The sequence below is a fragment of the Peribacillus sp. FSL K6-1552 genome, assembly GCF_038005205.1.
Taxonomy (GTDB): Bacteria; Bacillota; Bacilli; order Bacillales; family DSM-1321; genus Peribacillus; species Peribacillus butanolivorans.
Map to the genome: position 1 here is coordinate 5,194,971 of NZ_JBBOST010000001.1, position 16,496 is coordinate 5,211,466.

Below are 16,496 nucleotides of genomic sequence, written 5' to 3' on the forward strand. Positions count from 1 at the left end.
CACATTATCGAATTCTCGATAACGCATTCATGGTCTCTCCTGTTCTCCGGCCGATTTATTAACTTGATTTTAGTATATCATACTCTAGCTCATATTAGAAAGACTTCGCTTTGTTTTTATTTAACAGTTCAACTAAAGGGGCAGATTAGCTGAAGTAAAAACAAGGAAAGATGATTCCTATCTTATGCCGTATAAGACATATTATGTGCAACAATAAGAGTGAATTATTATCAAATTCACTCTTGAAAAATTATTTATCTTTTTATCGGACGTTCTAGAGTTAATATTTCATCTTCAAGTGAAGAAAATTGCTGTTCCACTACATGTTTAACATCTAAGACAGCAGCGTTATAGAAATGAGGAGCAAGTGACTCCTTAACGAAATCTAATACTCTTTCTGCAGCAAATTCAGTTATTTCTTCATCTCTTTCTTGTGAAAAAAAGTATTGAATGTCAGAAATCATTAATTGTTGCTGATCTTTTGTAAGTTTTATAAACAAGTAAAACACTCCCTAATAAAATATATTACAGCTAACTATACATGTGAAATTCAGTAAATCACAGGCTATATTTTCATGAAATATTATGTACAAGTAGGAGTGGTAAAGACCCTTTTTTAAGGGTAGTTGAAACTAGATTTAATGCAGATGAGCATACCTCGACATTATTTGGTTTAGGTTTTCTCGAATTAATTCTTTTATCATACCCGAATATTTTATTGGATTATCAGTTTTACAGGAACAAAAGAAGAGCGAATTTAAACGTGATTTTAGTTAATAAAAACAGAATTTTTTTGAGTTAAAGGGGCGATAGTTGAAGAAGATGAATACTTACAATAAAGTCGTTTAATTTTATAGCCATCAATCAAGAAAACCGATACTACTGATGTAGAATCGGTTTTCTTAAGTTCTGTAATTTAGTTGGAAAGTGATTACTACAGAGTAAAAACTTTAACTATAAAGTTGTTTAATCATTCTTTCACTAACGCCCTAAACTGTTAATAATCTTCTAAATTACTGAAATTTAATACAAACGTCATATAGCTGTACATGTAATAAATCACCTAAATTAAAAATCATGCACGGTTACACAAAGTTGAATAATTAATCCAAACGGATCTCGTACAATGGCATATCCTGGACTAAAAGCATTGGGTTCATATGGTACTAAAATGGCCACCTTTTCATGTTGAATAAGCGAGTCATAGAGATCTTTAATTACAATCTTATCTTGAGACTGAATACATAAAGATGAACTATTACCTAATTGCCAAGGTTGTGTATTGTCCATTTCTTTCTCCGCAAGCATAAGCTTATTCGCACCGATTTGCAAAACAGAATGTGTAATATACTCATCTTGACCTTCTCCATAAATAAAATTAGGATTCATTTCCTTCATCTCTTTATAATTTTTCTTAAAAAGAACGGTCGCCCCTAAATATTCCTCATAAAACTCAATAGCAGCTGCACCTTTACCATTCAACGATAGAAAGGGAATTACTTCAAAATTCATTTTATTGCCTCCTCAACAATTATTTATTACACTTACAAGTATATAAAATAAAGGTGACAAAAAACGGCACCATTAAGAGGTCATTTTATGAAAAAATCAGAACGCTTAAATCAAATGCTGCGTTTTATCAATCAAAAACAACAGTTTACACTCCAAGATTTAATGCAAGAATTTCATATTTCTAAAAGGACTGCATTACGAGACATTTCTTCACTAGAGGAAATTGGCGCACCAATTTATGCAGAATATGGTCGGTATGGAGGTTATCATTTACTTAATCAAATGACACTACCGCCAATTTCTTTTAACAGTCAAGAAATTTATGCGCTTTATTTTGCAATGCAGGCACTACGCAGCTTTTCAAATCTACCTTTTCAAGTATCGCTTCATTCTATTCATGAGAAATTTATAAACGCGTTAGCAGAAAAACAACGTCAGCATATAGAGAGAATTCAAGACCGGGTAACCTTTCGACACACGGAGCAAATCAAAGAAAGCGCATATTTAGAAACTTTATTACTTGCAGCCATTAAAAATGAAGTATTAAAAATCAGTTATCAAACAATGCATCAAAAAAGCACTCGTAGCATTCAGCCAATCGCTATTTATGCAATGAAAGGATATTGGTATTGTCAGGCTTATGATGTAACGAAAAAAGCTTATCGAGTATTCCGGTGTGATCGTATTACAACAGTGGAAATAACGAACATCGAACCATTAATTGACTTAAAGGAGATTAATGTTCACAATGCACATTCACTCTGGAAACCATCTGAAAAGGCAATTCAATTCAAGTGTCTAATAAATCAAGAAGGGGTTGAGCATTTTCAACAGCAACATTTCCCATCTATGAAGTTAATCACCGAGAGTGAAAGTACCTATATTGTTGGTTCGTATGAGCCAAATGAGCTTGAGTTTATAGTTAACTATATTGCTAGCTTTGGTAAATCCATAAAAATAGTAGAACCTAATATATTAAGAGAACTTTTAAGAAAGTATTATATAGATTTACTAGATAATTTATAGAAGGCTAGTTTGTAAATTATTTCGTCTTATTTAAAGACTTTATTATGGTAATCTGCCCGATAGTTGAACAACATATTTAAAGCATTTTATTAAGTTTCAAATGACTTTATTATAAATTTAACAACAAAAAGACCACTATATAAGTGGCCTTCTTTATTTGTTAAATTTAGTGTTTATCAGAACCTTTATTTAAAAGCCATTGCTGCTTGAACAGCTTTTTTCCATCCGTCATATAATTTTTCACTTTCCTGCTCATCCATGGATGGATTAAAGGTTTTGTCTATTGCCCACTGCTGAGCGATTTCCTCTTGGTCCTTCCAATAGCCAACAGCTAGTCCAGCCAAATACGCTGCACCGAGTGCTGTCGTTTCGTTTATAGTCGGCCTTTCAACAGGGACACGTAGTAGATCGCTTTGGAATTGCATTAAGAAGTCGTTCTTAACTGCACCACCATCCACTCTCAATGTCTTCAGCTCAATACCTGAATCCGCCTCCATTGCATCAAGTACATCCTTCGTTTGATATGCAAGTGATTCAAGGGTAGCACGGACAAAATGCTCTTTAGATGTTCCACGAGTTAAGCCAAAAACCGCACCTCGGACATCGCTGTCCCAATATGGAGTCCCAAGCCCAACAAACGCAGGAACAACATAAACTCCATCAGTACTTTCTACACGTTTTGCATAGGCTTCACTGTCCTCGGCATTTTTAAGCATCCGTAAGCCATCACGCAGCCATTGAATCGCTGATCCTGCTACAAATATGCTGCCTTCTAGTGCATATTCAACCTTGCCATTCAATCCCCAAGCAAGAGTTGTCAATAACCCGTGCTCGGAACTGACAGCCTTTTCACCCGTATTCATAAGCATGAAACAACCTGTTCCATACGTATTTTTAGCCATTCCTTCATTAAAACAAGCTTGGCCAAATAATGCTGCCTGTTGGTCACCTGCTGCTCCTGCAATTGGAATCGACTGGCCGAAGAAGTGATATTCGATCGTATGGGCATACACTTCGGAAGAAGGTCTAACCTCTGGTAGCATTGATTTTGGAACAGTCAATATCTCCAGAAGCTCCTCATCCCATTTCAGCTCATGAATATTATACATTAATGTCCGCGAAGCATTAGAATAGTCTGTTACATGGGCCTTGCCTCCTGATAGCTTCCAAATCAGCCAGGTATCAATGGTTCCGAATAACAACTTGCCTTCATCTGCTTTTTGTCGAGCTCCTTCCACATTATCGAGGATCCACTTCACTTTTGTACCGGAAAAATAGGCGTCTATTAACAATCCTGTTTTTTCTCGGAACAGATCATTAAGACCTCTTCCTTTCAATTCATCACAAATTTCGCTAGTTTGTCTGGACTGCCATACTATCGCATTATACACAGGGGTTCCTGTTTCTTTATCCCAAACGACTGTCGTTTCACGCTGATTAGTGATTCCAATACCAGCAATTTGCTCAGGCTTTACACTAGATTCCGATAGTACACCAGCAATCACTGCTAAAATTGATCCCCAAATCTCATTGGCGTTATGCTCTACCCAGCCTGGCTTAGGGAAATGCTGTGTGAATTCCTTTTGGGCCGAGTGGACGATCTCGCCCTTTTCGTTAAACAAAATCGCCCGTGAACTAGTTGTTCCTTGATCCAATGATAAGATATATTTTTCCATAATGTGTTTCCCCCCTTTTTAATTTAACTAGCAATGTTGCTAGTTTCTAACTCACGCGACTGCTTTTTTCCAAAAGTATATGCTAATACCAATATTATTAGGCTTGCTCCTAAAACAGTCCAAAAGACTGTCGTCAATTCACCTAAAAAGACCGCTTTATAGAAGACAGCTCCAAGTGCTCCACCGACAATCGGGCCAACAACCGGAATCCAAGCGTAGCCCCAATTCGAATTTCCCTTACCTGGTATTGGCAGCAGGAAGTGAGCAATACGAGGTCCAAGATCACGTGCAGGGTTTATGGCGTAGCCTGTTGTTCCTCCGAGCGACATCCCGATAACAACAATCAATAAACCGACAGCAAATGGGTTCAGACCTTCTGTAAACTTGCCGGCTCCAATAAATAATAAGCCAAGAACAAGGATGAATGTACCAATCATTTCACTTAATAGATTTGAAAAAGTATGTGGGATAGCTGGTGAGGTTGCAAACACACCAAGCTTTGTACCTGGATCCTCCGTAGCTTTCCAGTGAGGCAAATAATGCAGGAATACAAGAGTCGCACCTATAATTGCCCCTATCATTTGCGCCACAATGTACCCTGGCACATCAGCCCAAGGAAAATCTCCATTGATAGCTAATGCTACTGTAACAGCCGGGTTTAAATGTGCTCCGCTTATGGAACCCACTGCAAAGACACCCATTGTAACAGCCAGTCCCCATGCAATCGTGATGACAATCCAGCCTGCATCTTTGGCATAAGATCCCTTTAAGGAAGATCCTGCCCCAATACCTGCACCAAATAAAATTAAAATCATTGTGCCTACTACTTCTCCCCAAAATGGAGTCATACATAACTCCTCCTCTTATAGAATGATGCCTTACCAACAAATAAAAGGAGATTCACAGCAGAACTTTCCTCAAAAAATGAGTATGTCTGGTGTGAATCTCCTAATCTCCGTCACATGTATTAACTTGTAATGTAAATATACTAGGTAGTGAAAACGCTGTCAATTAATTTATATAAAAATAAATGATTTTTCTGTATTTTTTTTCCTCTATCACACAACAACTCCTATCTAAATTAAAACATCTCCCATAATTCAGTTTTTGAAGTCGTGATTGACGAAGCTCCTGCCTCAAGGGCATTCAAGACTTCATCTGAAGAACGTATGAGCCCACCAGCAAAGATAGGAGTTTGTAAGCGTTCCTTTACCTCTTTAATCATCCAAGGCATTGCGCCAGGCAAAACTTCGATATAATCAGGCTTTGTTTTCTGTACCAGCTTATAACTTTTCTCTAACGCATGTGAGTCAATTAAAAAGATTCGTTGAATGGCAATAACACCCTTTTGCTTCGCTTTCAAAATCACGCTGGATTTTGTTGAAATCAGGCCATATGGGCAATACTCCTGACAAATAAATTCTGTAGCGTATTCATCACTTTTAATACCATGAATTAAATCGACATGATAAATCATTTTCTTTTTATGCTGCTTTGCCATTAAGCTTACATTTTTCAATTGTGATATATGCAAATCAAGAAACACACCTATTTCATAGGAACTTTCTAGAAATCTTTCGAAATCCTTCATGCTTGCCGAAGCAGGCAAAATTTTCTGGTCCATTCATTTTCCCCCTTATCTACCGGAAAAACTCAAAACTTTTAGTTATTTAGTATATTTTAAAGAGCTTGATTTATCAAACACAATTTTTCTTATTGAAGAATCGCCCTTTACCATATCCTTACACTAACATACCTGTTATCCCCTTTAAAATAGTACAGGTAAGAATGCTATGTAAACATTTCCTTCATTGCTTACCCTTTCTTCTTTTCATCATAATGAAAGTTTAATTTTTAATGCACCTTCCGCCAACTCATACGATTTAATAGTGCCCACGGGTATTCTTTTCACGATGTTCCAAGCATTAAAATTCATTTTGATCATTCTATTTTCAAATTCAAAATATGGCGGTCTGTTAAATATCTTTTGGTTAATAAAATTCCTATCAATAGGCTTCATTTCTACTAATTCAAATGAAATCGTTCTTTTTTCCACGTGAACCGGTTTTAATGTAATACGGAAAGGCACGTTTTTCTTAAACATCATTTTTTTCACTTCCGTCGTTCCGAAAAGCACTATATGTTTTGGCGTAATCTCGACTTTAACATCCTGCTCACCTGATTTCATCTTTATAATTCGCTCTAGCATAGACGCAGTTAACGTTATCGGTAAACCATTCCCGAAAATATTAGATGGATTGAACGTATTCATCGTGGTTTTCCCCCTCCAACTTAACTTACAGGTAACTTCATTCCATATGGGTCATTACCCTATTCTATTTCATCCAAGCACCAAAAAAGAACGAGCATCATGCACGTCCCTTTTTACTTGCAACTATCATCATCATCCATTTTCTTCACCAATATATCATCAGTCACCCTATCTTCCAACTTGTTCCTCAAGGCCAATTCTGCAGCCTTCCCATCACTAGGCGACCCGTCCGAGAAATACATTGGAAACAAGGAGAAAAACATAATATAGAAGGAAAAATATATGAATTGGTACCATATTACCGAGCTTTCCAAGATATTCTGATACACTAAGCTATATATGATTAGCATACTGACTAAATTAAAGATAGAGCCCCCTAAATAAATCAGCATATTCGTCAATCGATTATCATGTTTCAATCCCCTAAACTCGCATGTCCCATTCCAAAAATAATATTTCCTCACCTCTATGTTACAAAAGGAGAAAAGTTTATTTCCACATCCGATCAAGATTTTCTTTTCTGATCCTCCGAAGATTGTCACAAAGAAGATATGTCCGCTCAAATGTATCAGTGTAACGATTGGCATAATCAGAAAAAAAGAAAATAGAAATTTAATGATATCATAGAGACCAAAGATTATTATCATCCTCCTTCCTAAAGCTTTTTTCTTATAAGTCCTTTGTTGAAGGTTGATACTCTGATACCCGGTAAACGCTAGTTATAACTGGTAATTTTCAGCATATGCGACTTGTTACTTTCATTGATAAAAGATCAATTTGGCCTTCATCCGCTTAATTCGACCTTTTTCCTACTTATTTCGTCCTTCATCCACTTAATTTGACCTTTCTCCTACTTAATTCGACCTTCCTCCACTTAATTCGTCCTTTCTCCCACTTATTTCGTCCTTCATCCACTTAATTTGACCTTTCTCCTACTTAATTCGTCCTTTCTCCCGATTAATTCGACCTTTCTCCTACTTGTTTCGTCCTTCATCCACTTAATTCGTCCTTCATCCGCTTTATTCGTCCTTCATCCGCTTTATTCGTCCTTCCTCCCACTTAATTCGTCCTTCATCCGCTTAATTCGACCTTCCTCCCACCTAATTCGTCCTTCCTCCGATTAATTCGTCCTTCATCCACTTAATTCGTCCTTCATCCGCTTATTTCGGCCTTTCTTCATTTAGCTCGGCCTCATAAATGTTGCCGCAGCATGAGTATATGAGTATTTACGTCGTTGCAGCGAAGATTAAATTCAAAAAAATTAGGCTATCTCTCTCCAAAAAGATTTTGGAAAAGTGACAGCCTTTAAATATATATCTCATTTTAGCTAGGTCCGTTTCTTTATTTAACGATTAAAGGTGCGGAGAACTTCTCCATTGCTTTGTCCTGGCTTCAGCCCTGTATGTTTATAATCAGGGGTAAAAACTGATGTTTTGATTGGACAAGCAATTTGCTTCTGGATGCTTCCTTTTCCGTCAGGTACTTCAACAATCATGCCCCGTTCCTTAAGTTGGGGATGATTGGTCGCTTCGGTAAAGGTCAGTACTGGTTCTACACAAGCTTCAGAATCAGCAAATATTTCTTTCCATTCATCAAAGTTCTTTGCAAGAAAAGCACGTTGGACGGCTGTTTTAAATCTACCTACACTCTCAGCATCTCTACTCAAGCTTAGTTCATACAATTCGGGCTTGAGGATTGCTTCACATAGAGCTTTACGGAATGTAGGCTCCAGGCTTCCTACCGAAAAATAACGCCCATCTTTCGTTTCGTAAAAGTCATAAAATGACCCTCCGTTTAACATCAATTTCTCTGGCTCAAGCTCCATGCCCCCTTGTAAATTCAGAGGTGCGGATATGGCATTTAAAGCGAAACTGCAGTCGGTCATGCTGATGTCGATGGATTGACCTTCCCCCGTTCTGTCCCTGTAAATGACTGCGGACAAAATACCGATAACAGCATGCATTGATCCTCCTGCAAGATCGGCTATTTGCGTTCCGTTCTTTGCTGGGCCGTCTTTTTTTGTACCGGAATAGCCTGATAACCCTGCAATCGAAATATAATTGATATCATGACCCGGGCGGTCTTTGTAGGGACCGGTTTGGCCAAACCCTGTGATTGAACAATAAATTAACTTTGGGTTGATTTGTTTTAAAACCTCGTACCCCAGCCCTAAGCGATCCATGACACCTGGCCGGAATTGTTCAAGGACGATATCGTATTCTTTCACTAAGTTTTTTACGGCTTCGATGGAATCCGACTGTTTTAAATCAAGGGTAATCGATTGCTTTGATCTGTTAAGATATTGATTCACACCCCATGAATCCCCTGCTGCCGGCCTTTCTACCTTCAAAACATCTGCTCCTAAATCAGCTAGCATCAAAGTGGCAAATGGTCCGGGCAGTAGCGTTGAAAAGTCCAATACCTTCAAATTAGTTAATAGAGTCATAAGCGCGCACCTTCCTTTTCTAGCGATTAGATACTTCAAACGGTTAAAGTATGGCTTTCTCTTCTCAAAGATGGCAGTTACCCCGTCGTACTAGCATGCTTTGCTTTTTTAAAAAAATTTGAAAGAGATTAGAATGATACATAGAGTCTCCTTTAGCTAATTTTATAGAAAAGCTCACATAGAGATTACGTTTATCATATAACATCCCTCTTTAAATTTGTATTAATTACCATTTATCGCAAAATAAAAAAGCCAGGAATCCCGCTCCCGGCTTTGAATAAAAATTTTGAATGGCGAAAGTACATGCACATAGCGGTTTACATTTAGACAAGTAAAAAGCCGGACAATTTAAAACAACATTGTCCGGCTGATTTTACTTAAAGCATTATCATTCGTATTTTTTGTCAAAGTCAAACTCCACTTCCTCAAGTTTAACGAATTTAGTTTTCCTTACCAGTTTATATCCAAACCATAGACCAAGGAAAAGTGGGATTCCTAGATATGCAGCTACTACACTGCCCCAATCAATGTGGTCTGAAAAAAACGCTTGAAAATTTTGAGATAGAATAACGATTAAGCCAATCATAATAGCAAAAATCGGACCAATCGGAAACCATAATGCCTTATATGGCAGCTTCTCCAATGAATGGCCTTGAGCTATATAAGCTTTACGGAAACGATAATGGCTAATAGAAATACCTAGCCAGAAGATAAATCCTGTAATACCAATAGCATTCATTAACCATATATACACTTTACCATCACCAAATATAGAAGCTAAAAATGCAAGCATACCGATGGCACATGTCAAAATCATACCCGCAACCGGCACTCCGCGTTTGTTAAGTTTTGCAAAAATGCGTGGTGCTTGCCCATCTTTAGCCATTGAATATAACATACGCGTCGAAGCATATAAACTAGAGTTACCTGCTGACAATACCGCTGTTAAAATGACTGCATTCATGAGCGAAGCTGCAAAAGCAACTCCAGCCTTTTCAAATATAAGCGTGAATGGGCTAACCATAACATTATCCCCTTGTAAACTTTGGCTTGTATAAGGGATAAGTAACCCTATCACAAAGATTGCCAATACGTAAAAGAGTAGGATTCTCCAAAAAACGCTTTTAATAGCCTTTGGTATATTTTTGGCTGGGTCTTCACTTTCACCTGCAGCCACACCGACGATTTCTGTACCTTGAAAAGAAAAGCCAGCTGCAATAAACACAATGAAGACACCCATAAAACCACCCGGGAAAGGCGCGTCATCGATTGTGAAGTTCTTAAAACCTACTGCTTCGCCACCCATGATGCCGACAATCATTAGTATGCCAACGATTATAAAAATAACGATGGCCGTTACTTTTATGAAGGAAAACCAGTATTCCCCTTCACCATATCCTTTAACGGATAAATAGTTTAATAGGAAAATGAGCACCAAGAATGATGAACTCCACAACAATGATGGACTATTCGGAAACCAAAATTTCATAATCATTGTTGAGGCTGCCAACTCCGCCGCTATGGTCATCGACCAATTGAACCAGTACGTCCATCCCAAGGCAAACCCAAATGCCGGATCGACGAATTTCGTTCCATAGGTACTGAATGAACCGCTTGTCGGCATAAAGGCTGCCAGTTCCCCTAAGCTGGTCATCACGAAGTACACCATTGCCCCAACTAAGGCATAAGCAAGTAATGCGCCGCCTGGCCCAGCTGTATGAATAGCTGCCCCGCTGCTAAGAAACAGCCCGGTGCCAATAGCCCCTCCTATAGAAATCATCGTTAAATGACGGGATTTCAAACCGCGCTTTAATTCTTGTTCTTCTTGCTTTGGAGGATGCTGAAAGATGTCATTTTCTTGTTTTGGTATCATAAATTTTCATCCCTTTCTATATAAGCGCTTACATGTATGGGGAAATCCATTTAATAAATTTTCCTATTTCATAGACTTTCAAATAGACCTAATTTACAATTCGAATATTCCTTTTCTGAATATATGCAATTTTCATGCCAAATTTCCCAAACCGCAATATTCAACAAATTATTTTAAAAAACGCTTTCAATAGACAAAATATTTTGCACTTTATGCCATGTTTTTTTGCACTTTATGCCATGTTTTTTTGCAGCATTAAAAAAGGGGGATTTATAAAATACTAAGCTCTATTTCATACGCCCTTAAATATATTCCAAATATTACTAGAAGAATATTCAGAAAGAACATTTCTATTAAAAACCATTTTTCTCCATTTTATTCCTTTAAATGTCATATTTTTTGCGTGTTTTCTCCATTTGATAATAATATGAAACGATGTAAAAATGAGGTATTCTCATGAAGGAGTTGAAAGGTTATGAAAGGTAAGGTATTTTTAGGAACCGCCCTATCTATCGGTCTATTATTTTCTGCTATTCCCCAACAAGAAGCTTTAGCGGCAAAAAACGTGTTAAGCGTTGAAAAGTATAATAAGCATAGAGATTCGCTAGAATTCAAGTCTGGGAAACTCACAGAACCTTCAAAGCAGACGGCAGAGGATATCATTCTTACCTTTTTTGATAAAAACACAAAGTCTTACAAGTTAGAGAAGCAAAAGGCGAAAGACTCCTTCATTATCCAAAAAGAAAGTAAGGATGAACTTGGAAATACCGCTCTAAGATTGCAACAAACCTATAAGGGCGTACCTGTATGGAATTCTACACAGGCAGTATTAATTGACGCTCAAGGTGTTTTAACAGTCGTGTCCGGAACAGTTGAAGCCAATTTAAACACTAAATTAGGGAAAAAGGCTAAAAAAGGCATCAGTAAATCAGAAGCAATCCAAATAGCCGAAGCAGATATTGGATTCACTCCTTCTTACGAACAATCTCCTGAATCAGAGCTATATGTATACGCCAATGAAGGAAAGGCCGACTATGTATATAAGGTCAATTTAAATTTCTTAGATCCGGAACCAGGAAACTATAATTATTTCATTTCAGTCAAAACAGGTGAAATATTGAATAAATATAACACCCTTGATGAAGTGACGGGGACCAATTCCGTCGGTACGGGCATCGGAGTCCTAAACAATACCGTATCGTTAAACACTACCTTATCGAGCGGTAAATATTATCTACAAGACAATACACGTGGCAAAGGTATTTTTACCTATAATGCTAATAACCGGTCAAAATTGCCTGGTACACTCTTATCCAATACAACCAACGCTTTTACTTCTTCTACCGATAAAGCTGCAGTGGATGCTCATTTTTATGCTGGTAAAACCTATGATTATTACAAATCCACGTTTGGACGGAACTCTTACGATGGAAATGGAGCCATCCTGAAGTCAACCGTTCATTATGGTTCGAAATACAATAATGCTTTTTGGGATGGTACACAAATGGTTTACGGTGATGGGGACGGCACGACGTTCATCCCATTGTCAGGCGGCTTAGACGTTGTTTCACATGAATTGACACATGCTGTAACTTCTACGGAATCGAATTTGACCTATCAGAATGAATCCGGTGCTTTGAATGAAGCGATTTCTGATATTTTTGGCACCGTTGTTGAATTTAAGAATCAAAGTGCAAAAGCGGACTATCTGATAGGAGAAGATATTTATACACCTAATATTTCCGGCGATGCCCTCCGTTCAATGGCCAACCCAACATTGAATGGCGACCCTGACCATTATACGAACCGTTATGCAGGATCGGGCGACAATGGCGGCGTCCATACGAACAGCGGAATCATTAATAAGGCAGCTTATCTTATTTCCGCGGGCGGCACTCACCATGGCGTGACCGTAACTGGAATTGGCATTGATAAACTAGGAACCATCTTTTACCGGGCCAACACGACTTATTTAACTTCCTCGTCTACTTTTTCACAAGCCAGAGCAGCAGTCGTCCAATCTGCCGCTGATTTATATGGTTCAAGCAGTGCAGAAGCCACTGCAGTCAAAAACGCTTTTACAGCTGTCGGTGTGAATTAAGAGATCCACCCTATGAATTTTTAAATGTCTAGGCTAATCTAATAAGTAAGACAACCTTAACACCTCCCTAAATGTACAGAAAAAGTACATGTTAGCTGAGGTGTTTTTTTATAAGTATAAGGTGCGCGACTTTTTAATATTGTGCTTATTATTTTTAGTAAGGACGTCCTGAAATGATAAATGATGGATTTATAGTAGACGCGTTTCCCTGCGCGGAAATGGTAACTCATGCGTCATACACAGTGGGAGCTCCGATGTACTCAGGTTTGGGTGCGGGTTGTTGCTTACATTTATAGTATTTTCGTGCTTTAACGAACGTTAATAACGGCTATTTTGAGAAGAAACCCCACCGTTCGAGAAAGTCTACTTTTACGAACGGTAGCAACAGTGCTATACCGCCCATTCCAGATTTTTGGAAAGCTCGAACGAAACCCGATTACGGATAAAACAATAAAATTAATTCCCAAAGGAACAAGATAACCTGTTGGTTTCAAGAAAAGAATGAAATAGTCTGTAAGATGCGATGATAAGTACCAAGTCCATTACACCTAACAGAATTAATACCCATTTAGTTTTCGTCATCGTAGATTCCCCATTTTAGTTACTTCAATTATTTCAAATAGTTAATACAGTCCTTCTACCACAATCTGGCCCTTTAATGGAATAACTTTATTATTACTCAACAGGTTCTTAATCTACAAGAAAAACTGAAATCCTTTTCAAAAACGGCTAAACTTTTTTCAAAACGGTGCGACTTTTATAAACAGTTCAACTTTATTTAAGCCACTCTAAGAATCTACATTTAAGATAGAATTAGAGAACAAAATTGTTTAATCAAAAAAAATGAGAAAAATTGAAACGTTATTCATTCCTAGTTTGTCTAACAGTTAGAGGAAGGGAGGGGCACTACATTGCAAGATATAAAGAAGGTTCAGCGTGCTAAAAAGGGAAATAACAAAGCTTTTCAAGAGCTGATAGAGGATGAAAAAATCAAACTTTATAAAATAGCCTATATTTATATGAAAAATGAAGACGATGCGCTGGAGGTTTTCCAAGAAACCATATATAAAGCTTTTATTTCAATTAAAAATCTTAAAGATGAACGGTACTTTTCAACTTGGTTGTCACGTATCCTTATCAACACAGCGATTGATCTCATAAACAAAAAGAAAAGAATTATTCCAATGGAGATAAAAAGCATAGAAGAAAAGCTGGCTCCATACCAAACAAACAAAAAAGATCCTGATTTACTTCAAGCTGTTATGGAATTAGATGAAAAATATAAAACGGTTTTAATTCTACGGTTTTATAAGGATTACACGGTTAAGCAAATTGCTGACGTTTTAGATTATCCAGAAGGTACGGTGAAAACTAACATTCATCGTGGGATTAATCTATTAAAAGAAAAATTGAAGGAGGATTGTGTTAATGAGTAGTAATCAATGGCCAGATTTGAAAAAAGAAATGGATAAAGTATCTGTCCCAATGGATAAGCTTGATTCGATTATTACAAATACAATCAATGGAAATCGAAGAAAAATGTCGAAGAAAAAAGTGGTTTTTTACTCACTTAGTGCTGCAGTATTAGGCTTGGGTGTTTTTATTGGGTCTGCCAGTGTTTCTCCTGCTATGGCGAAAATTGCCTCCAATATTCCGATTATCGGCACATTTTTCAATGATTCTTTGGATGAAGGGCTTAGAATTGCTGGTAAAAATGGCTTAACGCAAGTAGTCAACCAATCTTCAAAAGATAATGGGATTACTTTAACAATAAATGAAATTTTTTATGATGGAACACGCTTAACATTCGGTTTTACACAAGAATCCCTATTTGCAATTGGGCAAATCGAACATCCAACGATTGAAGTGAATGGGAAGGAAATCAATTTCAGTTCGGGTTATTCAGGTGACTTTGTCACACCACAAAAATATAAAGGGACTATGGATATTACGCCAACTGAGGAGCTCCCAGAAGAATTTGACATGCAAATGAGAATTGATGCTGTTGGTCTTATTCCAGGCAAGTGGGAATTCAATTTTCCGGTGAAGCAATCAAATGAAGTAACAGTGATTCGACCGCAGGAAGTGAAAACCATCGAAGGGGCAGAAATAGAAATAAGTTCTTTAAAAGTTGGCCCTGCCGGAACAGTTCTTAATGTGAAAGTGGTAAAAGATGAAGGAAATAATAAGCTTGATCCATATTCATTAAACTTTTACGTGATCGATGATAATGGGAATGTGTTAGATACGGTAACAGCAAGTGGTATTGGAGATACCAAAAATGGAAAAGAAATAGCAAAGCTTAATTTTCTGTATGCACCTTTAAAAGAAGGCAGCAAAAAAGTAAGAGTTGTTCCTTACACCATTCCGATGTCGGAAAAAGGCTGGGAAGAAGTGTCTTTGCCTTTAGATGAACAAACTTTACCTTTTATCGTGGATCAAGGTGATTTTGGGAAAGTTCTTGTTACAAAGATCATTCATCAACAAGATAAGACCGTTATGTACTTTGATCTTCAAAGTGATGCAATTGTAGGCAATAAACTTTCAAGAAATTCATTATGGCTAGAAGATGCTAATGGGAAAAGCCTATTGCTAGAGGATAATCCATTAGCGGAGCGAATTGAGGGTAATACATTTAAGCAAGAATTTGCAGCCAGCAAGAATAAAGGCTTGCAGATTAAAACTTATAAGTTTCCAAAACCTATTATGTATGAAGAATTTAAGATTGATATTCCCAATTAAATATGAGCCAATCCAGCCTTAGAAAGAGGCTCATATAAAGGGAGGGAAAGAAAATGAAAGTGGGAAAGCCATTTTTAATCGTTTTAAATCTAGTCTTTTCTGCAATTATTATTTATTGTACAGCTCTGGTTGGGAAGTTGTTTAAAGGTAGATTTTTATTCGAGAATGGATTATTTGACCCTAAATATATTTTCCTAGCATTAGCTATTGCAATCCCTGTTATTCTATATACCTTGATTGCAAATGGCAGGTATAAAAAGAATATTTTTGAGGTCATCTCCTTTTCTAATATCTTAATTTTGGTATTATGTGCACCTGTATATGTTACTTTAGTTTTTGAAGGATCCCTCAAAGACCCTATGAAATTCGTTATCACATTCCTAGTTACATCAGTCGTTTTAGTTGGCACGTCACATTTTGCAGTAAATTATCACAAATATCAAAAAGGTAATAACTTTAGGCGTTTTAATTAGGAATCTAATTTATTTTAAGCACCGTTCGGAAATTTGAACGGTGTAATTTTTAGTTAACAGCCCGTATTGTCACTAACAATAACTTTTAGTAGAGGAAGAAGATTTGCCCAAAGAATTAAATTTCCTTTATTTTTGTGTTCCTTAATCAACTAACGCACCTGTTAGTTTAAGTACAATATTTCACAATCTCGCTCGCACAAGTAAAAAAGGGTAGCCATCAAATAATTTTTCTCTATCTATATTATATTCCTCGTTTTCTTGCAAACATATATCATCCCATAACTATCATTTGTTATAGGTGTTTCATTCCAGTCCTTAAATATGTTGACTATCTCAAATCCATTGTCCAATAGAATTCGTTCCATTTCTTTTGGA

At 37.1% G+C, this 16,496-nt stretch carries 14 protein-coding genes; 5 read left to right on the forward strand and 9 right to left on the reverse strand.

Annotated elements, in window-relative coordinates; translation table 11 throughout:
• Positions 1-254: 254 nt before the first annotated feature.
• The gene (locus NST21_RS24930; protein ID WP_053348825.1) at positions 255-500 is read right to left on the reverse strand and encodes a DUF2164 domain-containing protein; all 246 of its coding nucleotides are present in this window, start codon (positions 498-500) and stop codon (positions 255-257) included.
• Positions 501-1,068: 568 nt separating this feature from the next.
• Positions 1,069-1,512, reverse strand: coding sequence for a VOC family protein (locus NST21_RS24935; protein WP_340450934.1), 444 nt, complete (start codon positions 1,510-1,512; stop codon positions 1,069-1,071).
• Between the two features lie 87 nt (positions 1,513-1,599).
• Between NST21_RS24935 and NST21_RS24940 the strand changes: the two genes are divergently transcribed.
• The gene (locus tag NST21_RS24940; protein ID WP_340891920.1) at positions 1,600-2,538 is read left to right on the forward strand and encodes a helix-turn-helix transcriptional regulator; all 939 of its coding nucleotides are present in this window, start codon (positions 1,600-1,602) and stop codon (positions 2,536-2,538) included.
• A gap of 185 nt (positions 2,539-2,723) precedes the next feature.
• Here NST21_RS24940 and glpK read toward each other — a convergent pair whose 3' ends face one another.
• The 7 genes from glpK to NST21_RS24975 all read right to left on the reverse strand — a co-directional run bounded on the left by glpK (position 2,724) and on the right by NST21_RS24975 (position 10,805).
• Positions 2,724-4,214 carry a glycerol kinase GlpK gene (gene glpK, locus NST21_RS24945; protein WP_056523131.1) on the reverse strand — a complete coding sequence of 497 codons (1,491 nt, stop codon included), beginning with the start codon at positions 4,212-4,214 and terminating at the stop codon, positions 2,724-2,726.
• A gap of 23 nt (positions 4,215-4,237) precedes the next feature.
• Complete coding sequence (locus NST21_RS24950; RefSeq protein ID WP_053348821.1) at positions 4,238-5,062, reverse strand: MIP/aquaporin family protein; 825 nt, start codon at positions 5,060-5,062, stop codon at positions 4,238-4,240.
• Between the two features lie 233 nt (positions 5,063-5,295).
• The gene (locus tag NST21_RS24955) at positions 5,296-5,838 is read right to left on the reverse strand and encodes a glycerol-3-phosphate responsive antiterminator (protein WP_340891923.1); all 543 of its coding nucleotides are present in this window, start codon (positions 5,836-5,838) and stop codon (positions 5,296-5,298) included.
• A 210-nt stretch (positions 5,839-6,048) separates the two neighbouring features.
• Positions 6,049-6,486 (reverse strand): hypothetical protein, encoded by a 438-nt coding sequence (locus tag NST21_RS24960; protein ID WP_340891925.1) that lies wholly within the window; start codon positions 6,484-6,486, stop codon positions 6,049-6,051.
• A 113-nt stretch (positions 6,487-6,599) separates the two neighbouring features.
• The gene (locus NST21_RS24965) at positions 6,600-7,133 is read right to left on the reverse strand and encodes a hypothetical protein (protein ID WP_340891927.1); all 534 of its coding nucleotides are present in this window, start codon (positions 7,131-7,133) and stop codon (positions 6,600-6,602) included.
• A gap of 698 nt (positions 7,134-7,831) precedes the next feature.
• Positions 7,832-8,932, reverse strand: coding sequence for a CaiB/BaiF CoA transferase family protein (locus NST21_RS24970; RefSeq protein WP_340891928.1), 1,101 nt, complete (start codon positions 8,930-8,932; stop codon positions 7,832-7,834).
• Positions 8,933-9,320: 388 nt separating this feature from the next.
• Complete coding sequence (locus NST21_RS24975) at positions 9,321-10,805, reverse strand: amino acid permease (RefSeq protein WP_340891929.1); 1,485 nt, start codon at positions 10,803-10,805, stop codon at positions 9,321-9,323.
• 475 nt (positions 10,806-11,280) lie between these two features.
• On the opposite strand from NST21_RS24975, the gene NST21_RS24980 reads away from it, so the two are divergent.
• The 4 genes from NST21_RS24980 (at position 11,281) to NST21_RS24995 (ending at position 16,121) form a co-directional block, all read left to right on the forward strand.
• Entirely contained in the window at positions 11,281-12,906 is a 1,626-nt protein-coding gene (locus NST21_RS24980; RefSeq protein WP_340891931.1) for a M4 family metallopeptidase, read from the forward strand.
• A gap of 911 nt (positions 12,907-13,817) precedes the next feature.
• The gene (locus tag NST21_RS24985; RefSeq protein ID WP_201249998.1) at positions 13,818-14,342 is read left to right on the forward strand and encodes a sigma-70 family RNA polymerase sigma factor; all 525 of its coding nucleotides are present in this window, start codon (positions 13,818-13,820) and stop codon (positions 14,340-14,342) included.
• Positions 14,335-15,648: a DUF4179 domain-containing protein gene (locus tag NST21_RS24990; protein WP_340891934.1), complete on the forward strand. Its 1,314-nt coding sequence runs from the start codon at positions 14,335-14,337 to the stop codon at positions 15,646-15,648. The genes NST21_RS24985 and NST21_RS24990 overlap by 8 nt, the downstream gene beginning before the upstream one ends.
• Before the next feature lie 53 nt (positions 15,649-15,701).
• A complete protein-coding gene (locus NST21_RS24995) occupies positions 15,702-16,121 on the forward strand; it encodes a hypothetical protein (RefSeq protein WP_340891936.1) in 420 nt (139 codons plus the stop codon).
• The last annotated feature ends 375 nt before the right edge of the window (positions 16,122-16,496 follow it).